This window comes from Bradyrhizobium hipponense (assembly GCF_008123965.1).
In the GTDB taxonomy this organism is placed as follows: Bacteria; Pseudomonadota; Alphaproteobacteria; order Rhizobiales; family Xanthobacteraceae; genus Bradyrhizobium; species Bradyrhizobium hipponense.
The window spans coordinates 51,129-74,118 of record NZ_VSTH01000035.1 but is presented as its reverse complement, the minus strand read 5'-3'; the positions used below and the strand labels follow the sequence as shown (position 1 = coordinate 74,118).

The window sequence follows — 22,990 nt, the reverse complement described above, 5'->3', positions numbered from 1 at the left end:
CCCGCAACAGATCATCCATGCGATACGCCTTACTAACCTCGACTGGCGGCCGAAACTCGGCCCTTGATCGCGTCGGCCGTGGCGGCCGTTCGCGACCGGCAGCTTTGCCAAGCGGAGGGCATCGCGCGCGTCGCCTGCGCGTCCTTCGAAACCGACGGACGCCCTCGCCTAAATCGTTAGACATCCCATTTCACGGCCACGTTAATTTCAGCCTCCGTGCTAATACGGAGATTGAAGACAAGTTGTTTGCCATTTGGTTGCCGGGGCTGACGCGCTTCGGCAAAACCGGACCGTCATTGCCGGTGTGATGACGCTTTGAGTAAACGCGCCGCTAACGACGGTGTGAGGCCTCCGGAAAAGCTGCGGCCGTGGAAGGCGATGCCCGCATGGCGCACGAGCGGAATGGCTCCGCCGGCATCCGGCGTCCGTCATGGCGACGACATCGGACCCGGCGCAGCCGGCGTGCACCATCTTCAGGCGAGGTAAACGAAACCTTACCGCGAGCCTGCCGCCGTGGGCCTCTCCAAAGGACAGTTGATCGAAGTGGCGATGCTGGCAACCATGCGGGAGAATAGCCCCGACGCAATCATGGCGCACGCTGCGGCATGAGCAACTGTCGGGAGCCGGACATAGGCCCAATTGCCAATATATTTCAACGAGAACATGATGGACTTTACTCGCCCAAAGAGCGATTTCGCGTCAAGCGGCTCGCCGGCTCGGGAGACGGGAGGCAGCTTTGGAACCAATGGTGCGCCCAGCCAACGGTTTCTTGTCCGCGCTGTCGGCAGACGATTATGAACTGATCCGCCCTCATCTGCGCACGGTCGATCTGCCCCACGACGCGGTGCTGGTGGAGGCCGGCGACACGCTCAGGCGCGCCTATTTTCCCCACCGTGGCGTCATCTCGCTGGTGGTCAAGCTCGCCAAGGGAGAGCATGTGCAGGTGGCCATGATCGGCCGCGACAGCCTGCTCGGGACGCTCTCGATCATGGGCGATGCATGCGCGTTGAACACGGCAGTCGTGCTGGTCGCAGGCGTTGCATCCGCGATGGACCTCGACCGGTTGCGCGTCGCCGCCGATCAGAGCGCCGCCCTGCGGACGTTGCTCACGCGCCACGGGCTGGCAGTCTACGCGCAGGTTCAGCAGACCGCGGGCTGCAATGCCGCCCATCCCGTAGAGGCGCGGCTGGCGCGCTGCCTGTTGCACACCCACGACCTGTCCGGCGACTACCGCCTGCAGCTGACCCAGGAGGCGATGGCGCAAATGATCGGGGCGCGGCGCAACAGCGTGTCGCTGGTTGCCAATACGTTGCAACAGGCCAATTTCATCCATTACAGCCGCGGACACATCCAGATCCTCAACCTGGATGGGCTGCGCCAGACTGCGTGCGAATGCTACGCCACGGTGAAGGCGCAGTATGACAGGTTGCTCGGGCGCTGACGCGGCGCAGGCACATGGTAAATCAACTGCTAACGGCAACCTGCAAACTCCACGCGTCGCGCTACCGGAACCGAAATCGGAATGGCGTAGATCACCCGGACGCCTCGCGCCGAGGGCTCGCGATGCGCATCACGGCGGGCAATCGGGGACGGAGCCATGTTTGAAGCCACTTTCGCCACTGCGCTCGATGCCGAACCGCTGCTCGAACCAAATGCGTTCGATGCTCTCGTGCGCGAGATCGGCGAGGACGGCGCCGGCGAAGTCCGCGCCGTGTTCTGGAGCGAGACCTGCGCGCGCCTGCGACTGTTTCGCACCTTGGGACTGGAGCAATACCGCGCCAGGTTTGCGCGCGATGCACATTCGCTCAAGAGTACGGCAAGCACGTTCGGCTATCTCCGGCTCGCGGCGCTGGCACTGGCGCTGGAGAACACCGCAGAGACGCTCGGCGAGGCCGAATTTTACGATCTCCTGGCGCGGATGGATGCGGCCTATGCTGCCGCGCGACAGCAGGAACCGGAGGACTGACGACCCCGCGCGGAATTCCGCCGTACTACTACGGTTTAGGATTTTCACAGATGGCTAATCATAGGTCGCGATAGTCGCGGGAAACCAGGAGGGTTTCCATGTTCACCTATGAGACTGCGGACCAGAAAGAAGTCCGTCGCTTCCGCATCGCTCAGTTCAACGGCCGGATGGCGACAGTGCAGGCGGGTGAGTCGACGGTGACGGGTTTCGTGCGTTCGGTGCTGGAGCAGGACTCGAGCATCCCACCGCGCTGGATCATCACGATCATTCCGGGTGCGCCGAAGGAAGAGCCCAAGCAGCTGCGGCCGACCTCACGCGTGCGTCCGTTCTCCGAAGACTATTTCTGAGCGAGATCGGGTTCCAAGGCTTTTGCAAGTCTTGTCTCAAGTCTTGTCGCAAGTCTTGTCTCAAGTCTTGGCCGTGCTGCCGCCCGGCGGCGCAAGACAAGGACCTCAATCGATCGCATGCGTCAGCGCCGCGCGGACAAGGTCCGCGGTGTTGCGCGCGCCGAGCTTGCGCATCGCCTCGGCGCGATGGCTCTCGAACGTGCGGGGGCTGATCTGCATCCGCAGCGCACCCTGCTTGTTCGAATAGCCCTCGCTGATCAGCCTCAGCACCTCGCGCTCGCGCTTGGTCAGCCGCTTCTGACCCAAGTTCGAGACTTCGGGGCCCTTGATGTGCGCCGGCTGCGGCGCGCGGCCGACCTTCGCTTCCGCACTCCCAGTCAAGGACGACTGGGGGAAGTCCCCCTTGTGAGTTCCGGCAAGCTGCTTGACCAGGCCACAAACGCGCTCGGTTTGCGCCAGCGCATTCTCCACCACTCGCTGCAAATAGGCGCGGTCGCCAGAGACCGGGGCGAGCTGATCGCTGTGATGCTTGATCTCGCCCATGTAGAGCAGGAGCGCAGTCAGGGGACCGTTGAGCTCGCGGGCGATGGCGGCGGCCATCTCGTCGGCCGCCTTGGCGCGGGCAGCGTTGAGCCGGACGAAGTCGAGCTCTTCAGGCGGAGAAGCGCTGCCTTCGTACCAATCCGACGGCCGCGAATCAGCGGCCGTATCATTCTGTGACCCCATGTCACTCGTTTATCGGAACCCGGGGTGATCTGTGGTTAACTTTTTGCTCCGTAAGACTACGGTGATTTTGTCAGTTTTGTGCTAAAATGCCGGCATCGGCACAATTTATGCTTGCACAGCATGCCGCCGCACTACGCCAGGGTTGATAATCCGCCCGCATCACCGGAAGACAGGCGAAGGTCGTCTTAACGATCACCGCAATGCCAGATGCCCGCCGCCTCCGGATTTTACGGATAAATTAACGGCGATTTGCTTCTCTGATCGCAATTAAGAGCGCGCAAATGCCTCCTCGCATTGGACCGGCCGGCCTGCGGGAATCGCTGCGGAAGATTGCGTGCCATGAACGAGGTCAATCAACTATCGGAATTCCTGCAGAAGCTGACGCCGCTATCGCGCAGCTGTCTGCTCAGCGAACTCGAGCGGCTCGAGCTGTGCGGCATCGACATGCCGGGCTCGTCCGAGGTGCAAGCCAAATTGCGCGCCGAGTTTCGCAAGGACGGGTCGAGCCAGGCGCGTGCCACCAGTCCCTCGCGCTATTTCTTTGCGCCGATCGAGCTGCTGCTGATCGACGGCGCACCCGAGCACGCCAATGCGGGACGGATCTCGCGCAACACGCTCACCCCGATCTGGGAGTGGATCTGCCGCGACCTGCTGCCGACCATGGCGCGCGACTACATCAAAGCGATCAATGATCAGGTCGCGGCCAACAATCCCAAGGAAGTGCTGAAGGTCGCATCGACCTTCCAGACCAAGGTGGTGAAGGTTCTCGAGAACATCCTGGCCTCGCCCGACGGCGCCGAGCAGGCGCGAAGCAAGCTCGCACAATACACGGCATCGCGCACCGCGTTCGACGACGTGGCGAAGATACTGCACGTGCTGCGCGCCGGCGATGCGCTGCGGAAGTTCAACGACAAGCTGCTCGAGACCATCGCGAAATTCGACGATGGCCAGGTCGCCCAGATCACCGCACAGCTCGACGCCTTCAAGAAATCCCACCCGCAGGCGCTGCCCTTTGCGCTGGCGCTGCTGGCGAGGCGCCTGAAGACATCCTGGCAATTGGTGCGCCTCGCCACCAAGCCCGCGGCCAGCAAGAGCGCCGCCGACGTCGCCGCCACGCCGTATGCTTGCGTCGTGCCGATGGTGCTGGACCGGCTCGACGACAAGCGCCTCGCGCTTCGCGTCGCACTTCGCAACAACCGCGTCCTCGTTGCGCGCGACCTCCTCGCCGAGATCTACGATACCGAATATGCGCTCAAGGTCCGCATCGACGGCCTCGACCAGTCCGAATGGGGCATCCGGCTCCAGCACTTGATGGACGCGATCGCGGCGCTGGTGTCCGCAGAAGTCAGCCGCTTCCCCTCCAATGTCGGCCACATTCTCGGCTCGCGCCGTCTGCGCAGTCACGACACGCTCGGCGGCAAGCTGAGCTATCTGGCTTGGAAGGGCCGCGACGCGATTGAGGATGGCGCAGCGGCGTTTCGCAAACTGATCGGGCAAAGCTGACGGCCGCCGACGCTAGCGCGGCGGGCGGGGCAAGCTGAGGAAGCGGTCGAGAAACCGCCCCGACAGCACGAACCTGAACCACCACAATATCATACGTCGCGTCGTCATTGCCGCGATCCTCGCCAGCCCCCGGCTGCACCGACACTATTAGCGCAGGTGCAGCAATGCCGATGTGAGGTGCTTCACATTTCGCTTCGGCGGGGGGACCGGGGGGTGGATGGAACCGCCGTGCCGCTTTGGAAGTTTTTTCGTCAAAACAACTTCATCAGCAGCCGGGGCGCCGCAGGATCAAAAGGCTTCGTCATGTCCCTGTCCCAGGTCGACCCCGTTTCGCTGCCAGACGGCGAGCATCAGCTGCAACTGCGCCGCGCCGTGATTGCCTCCACCATCGGCACGGCGATCGAGTGGTACGATTTCTTTCTTTATTCGACCGTCACCGGCCTCGTTTTCGCAAAGCTCTTTTTTCCGCATTCCGACCCTCGGGTCGGCACGCTGGAAGCGTTTGCGATCTATGCCGTCGGCTTTGTTGCGCGCCCGGTAGGCGCCGCCATTTTCGGCCACTATGGCGACCGCATCGGGCGCAAATCGACGCTGATCGCCACGCTGCTTCTGATGGGCCTCGCGACTTTCGCGGTGGCGCTGGTCCCAACCTATGAACGCATCGGCATCTGGGGCGCGGTGATCCTGACGGTGCTGCGCTTCACTCAAGGCGTCGGCGTTGGCGGCGAATGGGGCGGCTCGGTGCTGATGTCGATGGAATGGGCCCGCAACGATCATTCGCGCGGGCTGATTGCCTCATGGCCCCAATTCGGCGTGCCCTGCGGTCTGTTTCTCGCAAACCTCGCGGTGCTGGCCTTCAGCCAGATGTCCGGCGAACAGTTCCTGTCATGGGGCTGGCGCATCCCGTTCGTGCTAAGCCTCATTCTGGTCGGCGTCGGCCTTTACATCCGGCTCGGCATTCTGGAGACGCCGGTGTTCGCCCGGCTGATCGCGGAGCGCAAGGTCGAGCGCACGCCGATGCTCCAGGTGATGAAGGAGCACCCGAAGGAGATCCTGCTCTCGGCCTTTGCCCGCATGGCCGAGCAGGCGCCGTTCTACATCTTCACGGCGTTCATCTTCTCCTATGGCATCGGCACGCTGCACGTGTCGCGCGACTTCCTGCTCACCGCGGTGCTCTCGGCGTCCGTGCTGTCCTTCGTCTCGATCCCCGTGTTCGGCCATCTGTCCGACCGCATCGGACGCAAGAACATGTACTTGATCGGCGCCGTCGTGACCGGCGTGTTCGGCTTCATCTATTTCCGCATGCTCGATACCGGCTCGCACCCGATCATCTTCTTCGCCATCGTCCTGTCACTGATCCCGCATGACATGATGTACGGACCGCAGGCCGCACTGATCGCGGAGAGCTTCACCGGGCGGCTTCGCTACAGCGGCGCTTCGCTCGGCTATCAGCTCGCCTCCGTGATTGCCGGCGGTCCGGCGCCCCTGATCGCGGCATGGCTGTTCGGCACTTTCCATTCGGCGACGGCAATAGCAGCCTATGTCGCGCTCTGCGCTGTGATCTCCGTGGTCGCGACCGCCGCGATGACCGATTACACCGGCAAGAACATTTCGGGCGAATACAGAACGGACTGATACGGCAACAAAGAAGAGATAAGTCCCGCCATCCTTTGAGGGCCTCCGCTGCGCTCAGGGCACATCAGGGGTGACGATGGTCGATTGGTACTTGCGGATCAAGAGCACCGGATGGACTGGTGAAAAAGGGAGTTCGCTGATGCGATCGGGCAGACGAATGTTGACGGTGCTTGCGCTGGTCGCGGCAGCGCTGACGCTGACGGCAGCGACGATGGCCGCGCCGCCACCGGGCAACGCCGCACCGACGGCGGACAATGCCGTTCTACTCACCGTGTTCTTCAAGCACGATCAGTCGCGACCGCTGAATGAGCTGAACGTGCAACTGGAGAAGCAAGGCTACTATAAATCCTTCCCGCCGCCCGGCGTGGAGGTCGTGAGCTGGTACGTGATGATGGGCATCGGTCAGGTGATCACGCTGCGCCTGCCGGCGTCGCGGCTGCGCGAGGTCAACCGCATCATCGAGGACACCGCCTGGGGTCCCTACCGCACTGAGTTCTATCCGACCTACGACTACAAAGCGGTCGGCATGGCCCAGCACGACAAGGCCACCGGCAAGTGATACCGGCGTTATTGAATTGGGCAAAACGCGCGCGGCTTCGTCCAATTGCAGGACATCGGCTGCGCTCATGCATGCCCCTCGTCCTGCCGGAAATCGTAGAGATTGCCGCGCCGCTGCACGCAAAACGCCGACAAGTGTGAAGCCTTCCTCAAGAATATCCGGACAATTTTACACATGATGGGGGCTTTAACGTTACCCGAATAATTCAACAATCGACTGAAGCTCTCCATATTTGAAACCGTTCACGTCTGTAACACCAGCGTCACGGAACGGGAGTTGTGTGAGATGGACGATGGGATTGTTGAACTCGCTGCACGAAGGACCGTCACCTTCGGACGGCGAAAGGTGACGCCGCGCGCCTGCGTCGCCGACGGCAAGCGCCATCTGCGCGCGTTTCTCGCCGAGGTGCTCGAGGATCTCGGCTTCATCACCACCGAATGCGGCAGCGCGGATGAGCTGCAGGCGGTGCTGACAAACGAACTGCCGGACCTGATCCTGCTCGGCATTGCCCCCGACGGCATCGAGCCCGGGAAGTTTCTGGAGACGCTGGTGCGCGAAGCATTTGACGGCAAGGTTCTGGCCGTCGGCGCCCGCGAATCGATCATCGTCAAGGCCGTGCAGCAGGTCGGCGAGGAATATGGGCTTGCGATGCTGCCGCCGCTCACCACGCCCTTCGCCGCCGAGACACTGCGCGAGCGTGTCACGATGCTGCTGCCGGAGGAGCCGGCGCCGAGCCCGGCCGTGCATGTCGGCGAGGCCCTGCATGCGGGCTGGCTCGAACTCTGGTATCAGTCCAAGATCGATGCGCGCACGCTGGTCCGCTGCGGCGCGGAGGCGCTGGTGCGGATGCGGCATCCGACCTGGGGCGTGGTGCCGCCCGCCTATTTCATCCCCGAGCCGCACGACCCGCACTTCCGCGACCTGTCGGAGTTCGTCATCGAGCGCGCCGTGCAGGACTGGCACTACCTGCTGGAGCGGCAGAGCCCGGTCGATCTCTCGATCAATCTTCCCGCGCCTTACCTGAAGGAGCCGCAGGCCGTGCGCGAGCTCTGCCGCCGCGTGCCGACGCACCCGGCTTTCGGCGGACTGACGATCGAGATCGCCAGCGAGGAGGCGATCCGCGACCTCGAATTTCTCACCGAGGCCGCACGCGAAATGCGCTTCCACAATATCGGCCTGTCGATCGACAACCTCGGCGCCAACTGGCCGGAGCTGATGGGTCTGGACAAAATTCCGTTTATGAAGCTGAAGGCTGACCGGCAATTCGTCACCGGCTGCGGCGATGACCGCCTCAAGCGAACGGTGTGCCGCCACATCGTCGAGCTCGCCCAGAGCTACGGCGTGCTCACCATTGCCGAGGGCGTCGAGAGCCGCGCCGACCTCGTGTCGGCGAACGAGCTCGGCTTCGACCTCGTGCAGGGCTTTCTGTTCGGCAAGCCGATGCCGCTGAAGAAATTTGCGAGGAGCACGCTGACGCGGACGGTAATCGAGTGATGTCGTTCGCAGGCCGTAAGTTACGCTGTTGCCGCGCGCACATCCATCGTCGACCGCATGGAGCTCGCCTCACCACCCGGGCTGCGTGCCTCGGCCTGCTCGGCGTGGAGCGCGAAACCGCTCGCGCCGGAATCCTCAAGCCCCGCGCGGAGCTGCATGCTCGGAATCAGGTAATCGCCGCTATTTTGGCGTCGATAAGGAATGGGCGGGGTCGTCGCAAGCGTTCTCATCCTCCCGCGCAAACGTTCCGCAATCGCCTGGAAACCGGCTTCGTCGAGTTTGTCGGCCTTATAGGCTACGAACGGCGGAAGGACGTCATATCCCGGATAATAAAGAGTGCCGTGATTGATCGGGAACAGCAGGTCGTCGATCGGCCCGTTGACTCCGCGGGCCGAATAATGCTCCTGCCAGCCGCCGGCCGTCACGATCAGCATCGCGCGCTTGCCGGCTAGCGTGCCCTCGCCGTAACGGTCGCCCCACCGCTTGTCGCTGTGCTCGCCGACGCCATACGCGAAGCCGTAGGCGAACACGCGGTCGACCCAGCCCTTGAGGATCGCCGGCATGCTGAACCACCACAACGGGAATTGCAGGATCAGGACGTCCGCCCACAGCAGCTTCTCGATCTCAGCCTTGACGTCATCGGTCAGCGTACCGGACTCGAACGCCTGCTTGGAGGCAGCGGCGGGTGCAAGCCGCGCCTCCGTCGGCAGCGACGGGAAGTCGGCGTGGTCGACGTCCGATTTCCAACCCTGCGCGTAAAGGTCTGACACCCGCACCTCGTGGCCCTGGGCCTCGAGCGCTCTGACGGCAACATCGCGGAGCGAGCCGTTGAGGGAGCGCGGTTCGGGATGAGCAGAGACGATCAACACTTTCATATCAGCACCATGGGTTTGATGATTTCCCGGACCAGGTAGCGCGCCCCATCGCAATTCGGTAGATGTGGACAATGGATAGGATCGTGCCGGAAAATGGATAGATCGAACGTGACGCTCGAACGCATGCGCAGCTTCGTGCGGGTCGCCGAGCGGGGCAGCCTGTCCGCGGTCGCACGCGAGCTTGGTCTCGGCCAATCGACGGTGACGCGGCACATTCGGGAGCTGGAGCAAGCCGTCGGCGTGCCGCTGCTCACGCGGACCACGCGCAGTGTGAGAATGACGGAGGAGGGGCGCCGCTTCTACGCAGATTGCATGCAGATCCTGCGCCTGGTCGAGCAGGCGGGCGACGAGGCGCGCAACACGCGCGGCGCGCCTGCCGGAACGGTGCGCGTCTCCTGCACCGCGGCCTTCGGCGTGCTCCACGTCAGCCGTTTCATCTTCGCCTTCCAGGACCGTTATCCGGACGTGGCGGTGGATCTCAGCCTGACGGACGAGCGGATCGACCTTGTGCGGGAAGGTGTCGACGTTGCCCTGCGTCTGGGACCGCTCACCGATAGTTCGATGAAGCTCAAGCGGCTTGGTCAGTCGCGTAGGGTGCTTGTGGCCGCACCGGACTATCTGGCCTCGCGCGGCAGGCCCACGCGCCCGCAGGACCTCGCCGGTCACGAGGGAGTCAGGATGTCCAACGTCGCCGGCAGCGACGTGCTCGTGCTGCATGGGCGCCGCGGCGGCCGCCATGTGGTCCCGCTCGCAGGGCGATTGCGCGTGGATCACGGGCTTGCCGCACGAGAGGCACTCGCTGCCGGTCGCGGTATTGCGCCCACCCACCTATGGCTCGTCGGAGATCTTCTTGCCGCCGGCAGACTCGCGCTCGTGCTTCCAGACTATTCGCCGCCTGCCATTCCGCTCAACATGCTGATTGTGCCGGAGCGGTCCGGCATCGCGCGGGTGCGGCTGCTGGTCGATTTTCTCGCCAAGGAGATCGCGCGGCTGCCGGGGATCGAGAAGCCGCCGCCGGGCAGGAAGTAAGGCCACATGAAACTTGCCCTCACGCAAACCGCCGCGCGACGACGACGCAGACCACCACAAGCGCGGTCGCGGCGATCATGCTCCATGCGATCGGCTCGTGCAGAACCAAGCCGGCGAGCGCCAGACCGAAGAACGGCTGCAGCTGTTGCAACTGACCCACGCGCGCGATGCCGCCGGTCGCGAGCCCGCGGTACCAGAAGATGAAGCCGACGAACATGCTGAAGATCGAGACGTAGGCGAGCCCGATCCAGGCAGGGACGCTGACGCCGGCCCAGGTCGAAGGCCAGGTCCAAACCGCGACCGGCACCATCAACGGCAGCGCCAGCAACAGCGCCCAGGAGATCACCTGCCAGCCGCCGAGGCGACGCGACAGCGCGGCGCCTTCGGCATAGCCGAGTCCGCACTGCACGATCGCGGCCACCATCAGCAGGTCACCGGTGACTGACGCGGTGCCGTCGTTGGTCAGCGCGAAGCCGGCCACCGTGGCGCTGCCGAGAACCGCGAACAGCCAGAACGGCGGCTGCGGCCGCTCGCCCCCACGCAACACCCCGAACACCGCGGTCGACAGCGGCAGCAGGCCGATGAAGACGATCGAATGCGCGGACGTGATGTGCTGGAGCGCGAGCGCCGTCAGCAAGGGAAAGCCGATGACGACCCCGAGCGAGACGATGGCAAGCGACGCAAGATCGTTGCGCTCGGGCCGCGCCTGACGGAGCAGGCCGAGCACAGCCGCTCCTAGCAGCGCGGCGATGACGGCGCGGGCCGAGGTCAGGAACAGCGCGGAGAAGCCGCCGACCGCGACACGCGTTGCCGGCAGCGAGCCGCTGAAGATGATGACGCCCAAAAGGCCATTCGGGAGCCCGTTACCCCAACCACCGCCCGCGGATTGCATATCGCCTCGCTATTTTCGGGCGGCGATCCTCGCCCCGAACCGGTGGCGAAACCAGCGACAATCCAGTACAATCTGGCAAAATTGTACTGGTACGGAAGGCAATACAGCTTGGACGGCGAGGCGCTAACGAAGGGGCGGGGCGGAACGCGGACCATCGACGTGATCAGCGCGATCCGCGCCAAGATCGCGGGCCGCGCACTCAGTGCCGGCGACCGCCTGCCGTCGATCCGCAGCCTTGCTGCGAGCATGAGCGTTTCGCCCTCCACCGTGGTGGAAGCCTATGACCGCCTCGCCGCCGAAGGCCTGATCCGCGCCCGTCGCGGCGCGGGCTTCTATGTGTCGCCGACGGTCATGCCGCCGCTCGCGCTTGCGGAGGTCGAGCCGCGCCGCGACCGGGCGGTCGATCCGTTCTGGGTGTCGCGGCAGTCGCTCGATGCCGACGACGCGGTGCCAAAGCCCGGCTGCGGCTGGCTGCCGCCGGACTGGATGCCCGAGGCGGCATTGCGCCGGGCCGTGCTCGCGCACGCCGATGCGAGCTTGCTGACCGACTATGGCAGCACGCGCGGTGCGCCTGCGCTGCGCCGGCTGCTGCTCGCGCGCCTCGCCGAAGACGCGATCGAGGCGTCGATCGACCAACTCATGCTGACGGGCTCGGGCACGCAGGCCACCGATCTCGTTTGCCGCTTCCTGCTTCGCCCCGGCGATACGGTGCTGGTCGACGATCCCTGCTATTTCAATTTTCGCGCGCTGCTGCGGGCGCATCAGGTGAAAATCCTCGGCGTGCCCTACACGCTGTCAGGCCCGGACGTCGCGCGCTTCGAAGCGATCCTCGCCAGCGAACGTCCCAGGCTCTACATCACCAATTCAGCGCTGCACAATCCGACCGGCGCGACGCTGTCGCTTCCGACCGCGCACCGGCTTTTGACTGCCGCCGCCGCGCACGACCTCACCATCATCGAGGACGATATCTTCGGCGATTTCGAGCCGGAGCGCTCGCCGCGTCTTGCCGCGCTAGACGGGCTAGCCCGCGTGATCCGCATCGGCAGTTTCTCCAAGACGCTGTCGGCCTCGGTGCGCTGCGGCTATATCGCCGCGCGCGCCGACTGGATCGAGCACCTCGTCGACCTCCAGGTCGCAACCAGTTTTGGTGGCCCGAGCCCGGTCGCGACCGCAATCATCGCAGGCGTCCTGGCCGGCGGCAGCTATCGCAAGCACATGGACGAGCTCAGGCAAAGGCTCGCGCGGGCGCGGCGCGAGGTCGCGCGCAAGCTTCAGGGCTTGGGACTCGAGCCCTGGCTGATGCCGCGCGGCGGGTTCTTTCTCTGGTGCCGTCTTCCCGGCGAACGGGATGCCACGCAGGTCGCGCGGGCCGCGCTCGAAGAGGATGTCGTGCTGGCGCCTGGCAACGTGTTCAGCGTGTCGGAGACGGCAACGAGCTTCCTGCGCTTCAACGTGGCGCAATCGAACGATCCGCGGATGTGGGACGTGATGCGGCGGGCGTTGAAGGCGCGGGCCGAATGATCCCGCCGCTAATACCAGGGCTCCTCATAGACCGGCTGGCCATCGAGCAGCAGCCGCTTGATGGCGGCGCGCCCGGACGGCAGCACCGAGGCGACCACCCGCAGCTTTTGCTGATTGCGGGCTTGCTCGAGCTTCTTGCCCTCGCCTTCAGGCACAAAATAGCTTTCCAGACCGTAGCGGATCGTCAGCTTGTCGCAGAAGGCGCGCCCGGCCGCGCCACAGGACGTGCCGTGCGCGAGGCGGCCGCGGATCAGCACTTCGGGAGCCGTCACCGGCACGGGTTCGGCATGCACCGAGATTGCCTCGTAGAGACCGCCGGCATTGGGCGCGAGCTTGACGAACATGACGGGATTGCGTTCGGCGGCCGGCTGGCCGGCGAGCGCGCCTGCCGGCAGTTGCGAGATGTCGTAGCGGAGCACGACATAGTCGCCGCGCAGGAGATCGCGGGGATCGACCGGCTGCGTCTGCAAGGTCACCTCAAGGCCGCCGCGCAGGATCTGCATGCGATCGGCGACCATCAGGATCAGCAGCGCGCATTGAATCAGGATGGCGACACCGAACAGCACGGCTTTCGGGATGCGCTGCCAGAGCGCGATAAGGGGCGCGGCGGCCTTGATCATTTGTCGGCCCTCGGCAGCGCGCGATTGAGCGCGGTCGCAACCGCAACGGTGACGATTCCGGCCGCCGCAAGGAAGGCCGAGCGGCGCAGCAGCGAGCCCTTCACCGCCCAGGTGATGCCCGCGATGACGCCGGCGATCCCGAGCCAGCCGGCGACGACCCGCGGACGCTCCTCGTCAAGCATGCCGGAGACGACAAGGCACAGCATCGCGCCAAGCAGGGCCGCGTAAGCGAGCCAGGGCTCGCCCGCCTGAGACGCCGGCCAGATCGGCGCCGCGACCAGGACGAGCCCGATCGCACATCCTGCAACGGCTTCCCCGACCCGGTTGGTGATCTTGGCGGACGCAAACGCGAGGATCGCGCCCGCAGCCCCGCACAGGATCGCCCAAAGCGGCTGGGTTGGAGCCGAGCCATCCCGGATGCGGATGATCTCGTCGACCGTCGTCACTTCCAGGCCGGCGACAACGGCCAGCGCAAACGCGCCGTAGATCGACAGGACGGTCCCCAGGCGGCGCGCGCTCGGCAAGGGCGCTGCGGCGATCGCGAGCCCGCCGCCGAACAGCAAGGCCGCGCCGTTCGCAAGCACGAAGGCTGGCTGAACACCGCCGGATTCGAAACGAAGCGACGAGGCGATCCACCACGGCAACACCGCGAGCGCGACGAGGTGAGCGGCCACGCGCGAATTCCACGCGAACGCGAGAGCGGCGGCGACGAGCCAGACCGCCGCGAACGGAAGGTGCAGGACATTCGGCGCGTCGTAGCTGCGCATGCAGGTCCAGATGCAGGCCGCCACCAGCCCGACCGCAAGCGCACCGCGCGAGCCGGTCAGCAACGCCGCAGCAAACGCGCCGATCGACCACAGCAGCATGCCACCGGCAAAGTCCTCGCCGAGATGATACATCTGGCCGACCAGCGCGATGCCAGCGCCAAAGACGATCGCGCCGATGCTGGCGCAGAGATCGGCAAGAACGGTGCGGCCCGTAGCCGCGAACCACGCTCCGAGGCCGCCGGCGACGACCATGCCGGCAATCAGCATCGCCAGCCGCAGCAACCGCGCGATCTCGGTCCAGTGCGCCGCGACGAAGGCGAGGAAGGCGGCCGCGATCAAGAGGCCGCCGACGATCGCGACGACCACCGCGATGTTGATGCCGGGCGAGAGCGGCGGCAGCACATTGCGGATGCCGGCTGCGGCCGCCGGCGCGATCACGCCATCGGCCTCCCATTGCGCAAGATCAGCTTCGAGGCGCTGCCTGTAAGTTCGGTCGAACATCGTCGTGGATCACCTGTCTCCCTGCCGGCCGGCGGGATGTTGTTGGTCGGAGCGCGACGGTAGCAGGTTCAACCTGTCACCGCTCTGCGGGGGCCTTCCGCGACCGGACAACAAAAGTGTCGAAAACAACCCCATGCACAGTAGGCGGCGGCTGCAAGATCAATGACTTACGCGGGGGCCGGAGTCGTCTGACTCGTCGGGCGAAATTCCGAGAGCAACGCGGGCCGGATGGTGGTGGGGCCGATCGGCGCTGATGTACGCTATTGCCGACACCGCAGCTTGTTTCCGGTCACGCTTCCGGAGGTCGGCTGAGATAAGCGGCGATCGTAGTGCCGCGCGTTGGGATGACGTCGTGCGCAAAACAGGGGCAGGATGTCATCATTGCAAAGCACCTGATCGGCACGGACGGTGCTTAGCCCATCGAATGGCGCCGCTAACTTGTCCAACCTTCTTTTTCAATCAGGTCGGCGACTCCGCAATAATCGATATTTTGTGCGTCACAGACGTCGGGAATTCGCTCCTTGCCGGGATATTCTTCGGTCACGACCCACATCTGCGGATTCGTGCTGGCCGCCAGCGCCATCACGAAAGGGTCGGCGCCAGACCTGCCCTTGGTGGTGTCTACTAGCTTGGGGTGGGCGGCCATGATCTTCGCGACCATCGCCTGCGTTGGCTCGTCTATCTCGACGAAGATCGACCCCTTGCGTTCTTTACACCACGCGAATAGTTCGTCGTCTTTCTTCTGAAGCTCGTTATAGACTTCGATCGAGGACTTGAGACGGCCTTCTTCAATCAGCTTGTCTAGGCCATCCCATACGAATCCAAAATTCTTTGGACGATATATCCGGTGCCAAGCATGGATGAGCGCGCTGCTGTCGATGCTGTAGACCAACTTGGCCATGCGCTACCTGAGTCCTGCCGCCTTCGCCAATTTCGGGATGTGCTTGACCTTCAGTCCGAGATAACCCGATACGGCGCTCAGCGTCATTCGGTCTTGCCAGTAATTGTTCAAGAGCATCCGAATCAACGGCTTGCCGAAGTGGCTCACGGTCTCTTGCGGCATATTACGCCTGATATCCTTCACCTGCTCCCGCTGGCGGGCTCGCTGTGCCTGATGCTCCGCAATGTATTGGCCACGCTTGCGCGTGTAGAATGCATTCGTTGTTCGGTCGAACGTCAACAGTCGCCGCAAGATCGCCTCACGGCTGACATTAAAGCGGCGCGCCAAATCGCCGATTTGCGCATCAGTCCATGCTTCGGAGCGCATACCCTGCTGTGCCACGCCGGGCTCGGCGAGCAGGGTATCCTTCGGCATCAGTGCCGCTGCGGCGACTTGATTGCAAAAGACTTCGATGGCTTGATCTTCTGGCGGACGCTTTGCGTCGGTCTCAAGATCAGACACGCCGCTGACGTGAATCATCAGATGTGCGAATTCGTGCAGCAAACTGAAGGTTCGGCGCGTGAGCGCGTCTTTGCGATTCACAGAGATGACAGGCGATGTGTCGTGAAAGATAGCGAAACCGGATGCTTCTTCGCTATCGATCGCCGCCGATTGAAACACAAGCGTGCCGGTGGCTTCGATCCTGCTACGCCATGCATTGAAGCCGGTCCTACCGTCAGCATCGCGCCAATTCCTTTGCAGGTCGTCGGTTACTCCAAGTGCCGCGCGGATACGGTGCCCGACCGACTCGGCGTCCTCTTTCAATTCGGCTTTCAGGCTGAACTTAGGAATCTCTTCGTCAAGCTCCGCGGCTAGATCAAGCGCGAGTTCGCGCCTTTCAGCCGCTGCGCGAATCTCCATCTGCAACGCGGGCGAATAGTGACGGAAACCCGTGCCGGGAAGCCTGCGCAGGTCGCGCATTACCTGAAACTTGGTCGGTGGTTCGGGGAGATAGAAGATCGCTAGTGGACGCTTGAAGAGTCCGGCCAGCTTGCGCAGTTGCGGAATGGATGGTGCCGCGTCGCCGTCGTTCGGGTCTTCCCAAGCCGTCAGCGTCGCCGTGTCAATATCGAGCTTGTCGGCCGCTTCAGCGATCGAAAAGCCAGCCGTATCCCGTGCCCACGTGATGAGGGCGGGGGTAATCAGGGCTTTTACGCGTGCTGCCATCGATCTGCCTTTGGGCCGGACCACTATCATATAATGGTAAATGAGATGGCGACTAGGTATCGAGCATGTCCCAATCGTCGCCGAGAACCCATCGAAGCGCTGAGAGCTTGCCGTTCAACATGCCCCATTCAAAATCGTTATGGTAGTAGTTCCGAAGCTTCTTTTTTCCGTACTTCTTTTCCGTGCGCTTCATCGCCTTTAGCATCCCTTCGTAGATGCCGGACTCGATGGTTTCAGAGCCCTCTTTTAAGTTCGCTAGCAAGACCAACTTCCGGTCGTACCAAATTACATCGGCGAACTCGCCAGCCGCGTCGGCGACGGCGTTGTCATTGCGCCGAAGGATCATCGGCCATTCCTCGCCCGGATTTTCGTCATCGGGTAGCCATTCGACCTTATCGCCTTCTTTGGTATATCCGACTCGATAGCCGTTGGGTCCGACCTCGCTAGTTGCAGAAGGAACAGTCGGCGGCGCCTTCGACTTTGATTTGCCGAATAGCGCTTCGCGGAAGTCATTATAGATTTCTGGCGTGATGTTGTGCGTCTTGTGCGCGACCATCAACTCCGTGAGCTTCATCGCTTCGTCGATTTTCGGCATCCGTCGCCGCGGTGGTTTCGCAAGGCTCATCTGTCGGACTTGCGCGAGCAAATTGCGACTGACGGTAGCTTTCGAATCGTCGGGGGACGTGAACGAACCTACCAATGCATTCTTGTAGGTAGCAGCTTGAAAAGCTTTCAGCCGCTTGTGCTGCCTTAGGTCGATTTTGTTTGGATCAATTGGCCTGTGAGAAAAATATAGGAGTGCGGGTTTCCCCTGCGCGACAAACTGATCTATTTCTTCGACAGTGCCTGACTCGGCGGCGCCAGTGGAAGTGCCGAGCTTTGTCCAAAACATTCCGATCAAAATGTCGGCCGACTCAGTAAGCTGCTCGTTAATCGCCGCTTGCGGTCGAACGCCGGAGCGTGGGACCGAATGTGTTTCCCACGCGACGGACAGCAAGACGACCGACTCGGCCAAGGCGTGTTGAGCATTCCATTCGTAGACGGCCTCAATTGCGGCCTTTCTTTCCTCCGGAAGGTCAGACGGTGATGCAATGAGGACGCGGATAGCATTCGCGGTGAACGACATAGGTCTCTGCTGTGTTCGGGCTTCTGCGCCTGTTTCGCGCGGCGGCGGCGCTGTGCAAGTTCTCGCAACGACTGCGGTTCGTCGATGCCATCGATGTTCTCCGGTACGGGTAGGAGCCGACCACCGCGTATCTTCCGGATGACCCCTGCTGCGGCACAGATTGCGAGCAGCACTAGGAGTCCGATGTTGACGCTCAACATGGTGTCTTCCCCGCCCGCTTAGAATGTAAGGCGCGGACTCTTCAATTGAAAGCGAAACCGTCCTTAAGCAGACGCCTTGCTATGCGCCGCACGCTAGTTCGCCGAGCGAAGTTGGTTCAACCCTGCCCGACGACCTTGATGCGAGCCATGAGCGCACAGCGGCGCCCATTTGATCGGCAGACGAGAAGAGCTTCACGCCGTGCTACTGTGGCTTCAGCGTGACGGATGAGGAACAAAAGGGCACGCTTCGAGCGCTCCGCCCGACCCGGCCTTCGAGCGCGTCGCTGCCGCCTTGATCCAATGCGGCAACTGACAATAACGCCATTCCGCTGAAACAGGACGCTGGGCACGCAGCGTGCCGCGTCTGTGGACTGGCTTGCCCGTCGCGCCTTTGCAGCGGCCGAATGGACGGCCTCCTACAGGCTTCCCTAGCACCCCTCCAAGCCGGGTAGGCTTACAGAGTTTACGCCAAATTTCTTACTAAGATCGATGGTTCGTGGCGGAGAGGGAGGGATTCGAACCCCCGATAGGCTTGCACCTATGCCGCATTTCGAGTGCGGTGCATTCAACCACTCTGCCACCTCTCCTTGAAGTGCCGATGAGGGGCAGGAACCCCTGTGGTCGGGGCGTGTAATAGGCGAGGACGGCGAGTGAGACAAGGCGCGAAAGGCGAAAATCCGCAGCCACCCCTGCCCTTCGCCCGGAAGGAACTGCCATGGAGCATCTGACCATCAAGGCCAATGGCGCCAGCTTCCACCTCGCCCGCTGCGGGCGGGGCAAACCGCTGCTTTTGCTGCATGGTTGGCCGGAATTCTGGCTGACCTGGGAGCCGGTGATGGCACGGCTGGCGGACCGGTACATGCTGATCGCGCCCGATCTGCGCGGCTTTGGCGACAGCGACAAGCCGGACGGGCCTTACGGATCGGACGGTCACGCCGCGGACATGCTGGCGCTGATGCAGGGGCTCGGCATCAGCCGATTCGGCGTCGTCGGCCATGATGTCGGCGGCGCCGTGATGCAGCCTTTGGCGCGCCAGGCGCCGGAGCGGCTTGCCGGGCTGTTCCTGTTCGATTTCGTCTATCCCGGCATCGGGCCGCGGATGGCGGCGCCCGACCGGCTCAACCACATCTGGTACCAGTCCTTCCACCAGCTGGAGATGGCCGAGCGGCTCGTCGGCGCGAGCCGCGAGAGCTGCCGGCTTTATATCGGCCACTTCCTCAAGGGCTGGGCGCATCGCAAGAACGCCTTCGACGACGTTCTCGACGAGTTCGCCGACAATTTCCTCAAGGACGGCAACCTCGCCGACGGATTTGCGTATTATCGCGCCGCGCATGCCGGGCGTATCGCGATGATGAAGGGCGAAGCGCCGCCATTGCCGCCAATCACAACGCCGACCTGCGTGCGCTGGGCCGAGCACGATCCGCTGTTTCCCTATGCCTGGACCGACCGGCTCAAGGAGACTTTCAGCGAGCTCGATCTTGCGATGTTTCCCGGCGTCGGCCACTTCCCGCATCGCGAGGATCCGGATCGCGCGGCAACGGAGATCGCCGCGTTCTTTGGGAGAATTGGCTGGAGCTGAAGCCCCCGGGGAATCCAAAGGGCTATCGCAGATGGTGTGCATGATGCTTCGGCATCGGCACTGAACTCCCTCTCCCGCTTGCGGGGGAGGGCCGGGGTGGGGGTGTCTCCGCGTCGGGATTGCCAGGGATTGCGGAAGACATCCCAGCGCGGCGAGAACCCTCACCCGCCGCGCTCTGGACGATGCTTCGCATCGCCCGGGGCGCGTCGGCCTCTCCCGCAAGCGGGAGAGGCGGAGCAAGCCCGCGGACTATCTTCGTGAAATCTATATATATATATACGATAGCCCTGCGGGGAATCCGAAGATGGGGTGGGACCGCCAGACGCGGTAAACACTGGCGGTCCCGTGCCGCTCATTGCAATACTGGCTGGGAAGGGCGGCTTCGCCGGCCAGGTGAGGCGACAATTCGACCCTAGCGTGCGTCTGCCATCCCGCAACGCAATCCGTCCCTTAACCTAACCAGTCAAGGTTACTCTGGAGCGATTCCGTTCCGATGAATCCGGAACGGAATGGCTCCAGATTCTCGTTTTGCCGCGTTTTCTTGACGCGAACCGGGATCCACTTCGCTCGAAAACGCTGGCTAGTCGCCTTTGCTCTTTTTCTTGCCGTTCTCCGTAGAGTCCCGGTCTTTGCCGTTGCCGCCGTCCTTGCGGCGGTTGGTGAAGCGCGCGTTGCCAAGTCCGGTGCCGATGGTCAGCACACCCCAGCGCTCGACGTCCTGCATGAACGGAATCTCGGAAAGGCCCTGCACCACGCCGTCATTGTGCATCACGATCGCGGTGTCGTGCTCGCCGATCTGCGGGATGCCCTCGGCCAGACTCGCCGGCAGGTTGAACTTGCTGCTCTCCCAATTGCCCGGCAGGTTTTGGGCGCCCTTCTCGATCGAGCCGTCCTCGTTGATCACGCCGGGACAGGCGATGCCGATGAACGGCGCCAGCTTGAAGCCCTCATTTTCGGCTTCCGCGATCAGTCCCTTCAGCATTTTCGCGAGCCGTTTCACCGCCGCTTCGCGAGTCGGCTCGTCGTCAGCATGACGCCACAGCTCGGATTTCCAGATCGAGGCCTTCGAGAGATCCTTCGCCTTTTTCCAGCTGGATTCCACCACGCCACAGCGGATGTTGGTGCCGCCGATATCAACGGCGAGGATGCTGTCATAGGCCTCGAAGATCCAGGTTGGCGCCAGATGCAGCGCCCCGATCAGGCCAGCCTCGTCCGGATGATGGCGGATCGGCTGCAAGTCGATCTTGGAGTTCTCGGACTTCAGGATGATCTCGGCGCGCGCGATCGCGAGTTCGCCGAGCCTGGAATCGCGAAAACCGCCCCCGACCACGATGCGCTCGGTCTTGGCCCAGGCCTTGGACTTGAGGAAGCGGCGCGTGACATAAGCAAGCTCCTGGGCGAAATCCTCGATCGCGCTGTGCACTACGGCCGAGGCCTCGGTGTCATCGCCGACCAGGATGTCGTCCAGCGTCTTCTTGCTGATCTCCTCCGACGGCTCGCTGCCGAACGGATCCTCGCCGGTCTTGCGCAGCGGCTTGCGCCAGCGCTCGAGAATGTCGCGGAACGCGCCCTTGCTGGCGCGGTCGCCGAGAAAACCGTCCTCGTCCTTCATCTCGATATTGAAGCTGTCGATGTCCACCGACGGCAGCCGCGCCGCGCCGTGGGTGGCGATCCCTGTCGTCTTGACCAGTTCGTCTGTTGCCATGGAAAGCCCTTGCCCGCGCGCGAAATTTCGCGTGAACAACGGCGGGGGAACCTGTTTGGTTGCAGCCGGACCCGAGAAACGATTTCCGGACGGGGAAGCGGCCCAAATCCTTCAGATCCGGGCCTTTTCCGGCGGTTTTCCTTGACTCTCGGCGTTCGCCGGCTATAAGTCCCGCAACCGGCGCGGGGCGTTTCTCGCGCCGCCTGTTTTTGCGTGGGTTTTCAAACGGATAATTCCCACCCGCGCAAAACTCGCAAAACCCATAGCGACTGACAAAAAGCCGGCCCGGACATCCTGTCGCGAGGCCGGGATTGAACACGAAGGAAGAAAACGATGTTCGCAGTCATCAAAACCGGCGGCCGGCAGTACCGCGTCGTTCCGGATGATGTCCTGGAAGTAGGCAAGATCGCCGGCGAAGTCGGCACGATCGTGCAGCTGAATGAAGTCCTGGTGGTCGGCGGCGACACGCCGGTGCTGGGCCTGCCGACGGTGGCAGGCGCGTCCGTCGCGGCCGAGGTGCTCGACCACAAGCGCGGGCCGAAGGTGATCGCGTTCAAGAAGCGCCGCCGCAAGAACTCGCGCCGCAAGCGCGGCTACCGCGACGAGATCACGGTGCTGCGCATCACCGAGATCCTGACCAACGACGCCAAGCCTTCGATCGGACCGCGCCCGAAGCGCGAAAAGGTCGCCAAGGAAGCGGCGAAGGAAGAAGAAGCCGCATAAATTGATCACGCCAATTCACGAATTGATGCGTGAGAAAATGTGAAATGATTCCGTCAAGGAATTGATCTAGAACTAAGCAGGATTTCGGAGACGAGCCATGGCTCACAAAAAAGCAGGCGGTTCATCGCGCAACGGTCGCGATTCAAAGGGCAAGCGCCTTGGCATCAAGGCGTTCGGCGGGGAAGTCGTCATTCCCGGCAACATCATTGCGCGTCAGCGCGGCACCACCTGGCATCCCGGCCTTAATGTCGGCATGGGCACGGACCACACTTTGTTCGCCAAGATCGAGGGTCGCGTTACGTTCCAGGCCAAAGCCAACGGCCGCACCTTCGTATCGGTGCTCCCGCTCGCTGAGGCGGCTGAATAGACGGTGGATCAATTTGGAGTCCGCCGGGTCCTACCAAACCGGCGGAGTCCTTCAGATCAAAAAGATCAGGGCTCCAGGGGAGGCGGGAAACCGGCCTCCCCTTTCGTTTGACTTGCTCACTTTTAACTTAGTGACTTCGACGGAGCCGGACATGTTGCAGGATTTTTCGAGCGTGACCTTGCAGGAGGCGAGACCGAGCGTCGTCTCCACCGAGCGGCTGACGTTGCGCCGACCGACGCTCGCCGACGTCGGGACCATCGCCAAGCTCGCCAACGACCGCCGCATCGCGGAAAACACCCGCCGCCTGCCGCATCCCTATTCGCAAGACGATGCCGTCGCATTCATCCGCGCCACCGCGGCGATCGGCAGCGAGACCGTGTTCCTGATCGAGCACGACAGCGGGCCGGTCGGCATGGTCGGCATCGACTGCTCGACGCCGGACAATGCGGAACTCGGCTACTGGCTCGGCGTCGAGCACTGGGGCCAGGGCTTCGCCACCGAGGCCGCGCGCGGCGCGATCGACTTCTTCTTCGAGGAGTTCGACGACGATCATCTCTACGCGGGCGCGCGCGTCACCAACCCGGCCTCGCGCAACGTGCTGGAGAAGTGCGGCTTCCAGTGGAGCGGCGTTCAGCTGCACCGCTTCCTGGCGCTGGGCTCCTCCACGCCCGTCGACTGCTTCCGCCTCTCGCGCGGCGTGTGGGCGTCGCTGAAGAGCTGGAGTAGTGCAAGAAGGGTGCGGTAGGCG

22 protein-coding genes and 1 tRNA gene are annotated in these 22,990 nt (G+C 63.3%); 13 read left to right on the top strand and 10 right to left on the bottom strand.

Annotated features, from left to right (window positions below):
- The first annotated feature begins 745 nt into the window (after positions 1-745).
- The 3 genes from FXV83_RS11540 to FXV83_RS11530 all read left to right on the top strand — a co-directional run bounded on the left by FXV83_RS11540 (position 746) and on the right by FXV83_RS11530 (position 2,313).
- Positions 746-1,441, top strand: a complete 696-nt coding sequence (locus tag FXV83_RS11540) for a Crp/Fnr family transcriptional regulator (RefSeq protein ID WP_187435830.1) — start codon at positions 746-748, stop codon at positions 1,439-1,441.
- A 156-nt stretch (positions 1,442-1,597) separates the two neighbouring features.
- Positions 1,598-1,966, top strand: a complete 369-nt coding sequence (locus tag FXV83_RS11535; RefSeq protein ID WP_148739299.1) for an Hpt domain-containing protein — start codon at positions 1,598-1,600, stop codon at positions 1,964-1,966.
- A 98-nt stretch (positions 1,967-2,064) separates the two neighbouring features.
- The gene (locus tag FXV83_RS11530; RefSeq protein WP_148739298.1) at positions 2,065-2,313 is read left to right on the top strand and encodes a hypothetical protein; all 249 of its coding nucleotides are present in this window, start codon (positions 2,065-2,067) and stop codon (positions 2,311-2,313) included.
- Between the two features lie 105 nt (positions 2,314-2,418).
- Here FXV83_RS11530 and FXV83_RS11525 read toward each other — a convergent pair whose 3' ends face one another.
- Entirely contained in the window at positions 2,419-3,039 is a 621-nt protein-coding gene (locus FXV83_RS11525) for a response regulator transcription factor (RefSeq protein WP_148739297.1), read from the bottom strand.
- Positions 3,040-3,378: 339 nt separating this feature from the next.
- On the opposite strand from FXV83_RS11525, the gene FXV83_RS11520 reads away from it, so the two are divergent.
- The 4 genes from FXV83_RS11520 (at position 3,379) to FXV83_RS11505 (ending at position 8,230) form a co-directional block, all read left to right on the top strand.
- The gene (locus FXV83_RS11520; protein ID WP_148739296.1) at positions 3,379-4,542 is read left to right on the top strand and encodes a hypothetical protein; all 1,164 of its coding nucleotides are present in this window, start codon (positions 3,379-3,381) and stop codon (positions 4,540-4,542) included.
- A gap of 303 nt (positions 4,543-4,845) precedes the next feature.
- Complete coding sequence (locus tag FXV83_RS11515) at positions 4,846-6,177, top strand: MFS transporter (RefSeq protein ID WP_148739295.1); 1,332 nt, start codon at positions 4,846-4,848, stop codon at positions 6,175-6,177.
- Between the two features lie 139 nt (positions 6,178-6,316).
- Positions 6,317-6,736, top strand: a complete 420-nt coding sequence (locus FXV83_RS11510) for a hypothetical protein (protein ID WP_148739294.1) — start codon at positions 6,317-6,319, stop codon at positions 6,734-6,736.
- Positions 6,737-7,021: 285 nt separating this feature from the next.
- Entirely contained in the window at positions 7,022-8,230 is a 1,209-nt protein-coding gene (locus FXV83_RS11505) for an EAL domain-containing response regulator (protein WP_148739293.1), read from the top strand.
- Positions 8,231-8,250: 20 nt separating this feature from the next.
- On the opposite strand, the gene FXV83_RS11500 is transcribed toward FXV83_RS11505, so the two are convergent.
- Positions 8,251-9,105 carry an NAD(P)H-dependent oxidoreductase gene (locus FXV83_RS11500; RefSeq protein WP_148739292.1) on the bottom strand — a complete coding sequence of 285 codons (855 nt, stop codon included), beginning with the start codon at positions 9,103-9,105 and terminating at the stop codon, positions 8,251-8,253.
- A 93-nt stretch (positions 9,106-9,198) separates the two neighbouring features.
- Between FXV83_RS11500 and FXV83_RS11495 the strand changes: the two genes are divergently transcribed.
- Positions 9,199-10,134, top strand: coding sequence for a LysR family transcriptional regulator (locus FXV83_RS11495; RefSeq protein WP_148739291.1), 936 nt, complete (start codon positions 9,199-9,201; stop codon positions 10,132-10,134).
- 19 nt (positions 10,135-10,153) lie between these two features.
- Here the strand turns inward: FXV83_RS11495 and FXV83_RS11490 are convergent, their stop codons facing one another.
- Positions 10,154-11,026 carry a DMT family transporter gene (locus tag FXV83_RS11490; protein WP_148739290.1) on the bottom strand — a complete coding sequence of 291 codons (873 nt, stop codon included), beginning with the start codon at positions 11,024-11,026 and terminating at the stop codon, positions 10,154-10,156.
- 108 nt (positions 11,027-11,134) lie between these two features.
- On the opposite strand from FXV83_RS11490, the gene FXV83_RS11485 reads away from it, so the two are divergent.
- The gene (locus tag FXV83_RS11485; protein WP_187435831.1) at positions 11,135-12,547 is read left to right on the top strand and encodes an aminotransferase-like domain-containing protein; all 1,413 of its coding nucleotides are present in this window, start codon (positions 11,135-11,137) and stop codon (positions 12,545-12,547) included.
- An 8-nt stretch (positions 12,548-12,555) separates the two neighbouring features.
- Here FXV83_RS11485 and FXV83_RS11480 read toward each other — a convergent pair whose 3' ends face one another.
- The 6 genes from FXV83_RS11480 to FXV83_RS11455 form a co-directional block, all read right to left on the bottom strand.
- Positions 12,556-13,167 carry a GDYXXLXY domain-containing protein gene (locus FXV83_RS11480; protein WP_148739288.1) on the bottom strand — a complete coding sequence of 204 codons (612 nt, stop codon included), beginning with the start codon at positions 13,165-13,167 and terminating at the stop codon, positions 12,556-12,558.
- Positions 13,164-14,435 carry a DUF2157 domain-containing protein gene (locus tag FXV83_RS11475; protein WP_148739287.1) on the bottom strand — a complete coding sequence of 424 codons (1,272 nt, stop codon included), beginning with the start codon at positions 14,433-14,435 and terminating at the stop codon, positions 13,164-13,166. Before FXV83_RS11475 ends, FXV83_RS11480 begins: the two co-directional genes overlap by 4 nt.
- A gap of 433 nt (positions 14,436-14,868) precedes the next feature.
- A complete protein-coding gene (locus tag FXV83_RS11470; protein ID WP_148739286.1) occupies positions 14,869-15,336 on the bottom strand; it encodes a DUF4411 family protein in 468 nt (155 codons plus the stop codon).
- A gap of 3 nt (positions 15,337-15,339) precedes the next feature.
- Positions 15,340-16,542 carry an XRE family transcriptional regulator gene (locus tag FXV83_RS11465; RefSeq protein ID WP_187435829.1) on the bottom strand — a complete coding sequence of 401 codons (1,203 nt, stop codon included), beginning with the start codon at positions 16,540-16,542 and terminating at the stop codon, positions 15,340-15,342.
- Between the two features lie 52 nt (positions 16,543-16,594).
- On the bottom strand, positions 16,595-17,668 hold the full coding sequence (locus tag FXV83_RS11460) for a DUF4062 domain-containing protein (RefSeq protein WP_148739284.1): 1,074 nt from the start codon (positions 17,666-17,668) through the stop codon (positions 16,595-16,597).
- A gap of 697 nt (positions 17,669-18,365) precedes the next feature.
- Positions 18,366-18,455: transfer RNA gene (locus tag FXV83_RS11455), tRNA-Ser, on the bottom strand.
- A 128-nt stretch (positions 18,456-18,583) separates the two neighbouring features.
- Here FXV83_RS11455 and FXV83_RS11450 point away from each other — a divergent pair.
- Positions 18,584-19,447, top strand: a complete 864-nt coding sequence (locus tag FXV83_RS11450; RefSeq protein ID WP_148739283.1) for an alpha/beta fold hydrolase — start codon at positions 18,584-18,586, stop codon at positions 19,445-19,447.
- 580 nt (positions 19,448-20,027) lie between these two features.
- Here the strand turns inward: FXV83_RS11450 and FXV83_RS11445 are convergent.
- Entirely contained in the window at positions 20,028-21,152 is a 1,125-nt protein-coding gene (locus FXV83_RS11445) for an ROK family protein (RefSeq protein WP_148739282.1), read from the bottom strand.
- A gap of 333 nt (positions 21,153-21,485) precedes the next feature.
- Between FXV83_RS11445 and rplU the strand changes: the two genes are divergently transcribed.
- The 3 genes from rplU to FXV83_RS11430 all read left to right on the top strand — a co-directional run bounded on the left by rplU (position 21,486) and on the right by FXV83_RS11430 (position 22,987).
- A complete protein-coding gene (rplU, locus tag FXV83_RS11440; RefSeq protein ID WP_148739281.1) occupies positions 21,486-21,875 on the top strand; it encodes a 50S ribosomal protein L21 in 390 nt (129 codons plus the stop codon).
- Positions 21,876-21,972: 97 nt separating this feature from the next.
- Complete coding sequence (rpmA, locus tag FXV83_RS11435) at positions 21,973-22,242, top strand: 50S ribosomal protein L27 (RefSeq protein ID WP_008137923.1); 270 nt, start codon at positions 21,973-21,975, stop codon at positions 22,240-22,242.
- 151 nt (positions 22,243-22,393) lie between these two features.
- Complete coding sequence (locus FXV83_RS11430) at positions 22,394-22,987, top strand: GNAT family N-acetyltransferase (protein WP_187435828.1); 594 nt, start codon at positions 22,394-22,396, stop codon at positions 22,985-22,987.
- Positions 22,988-22,990: the final 3 nt, after the last annotated feature.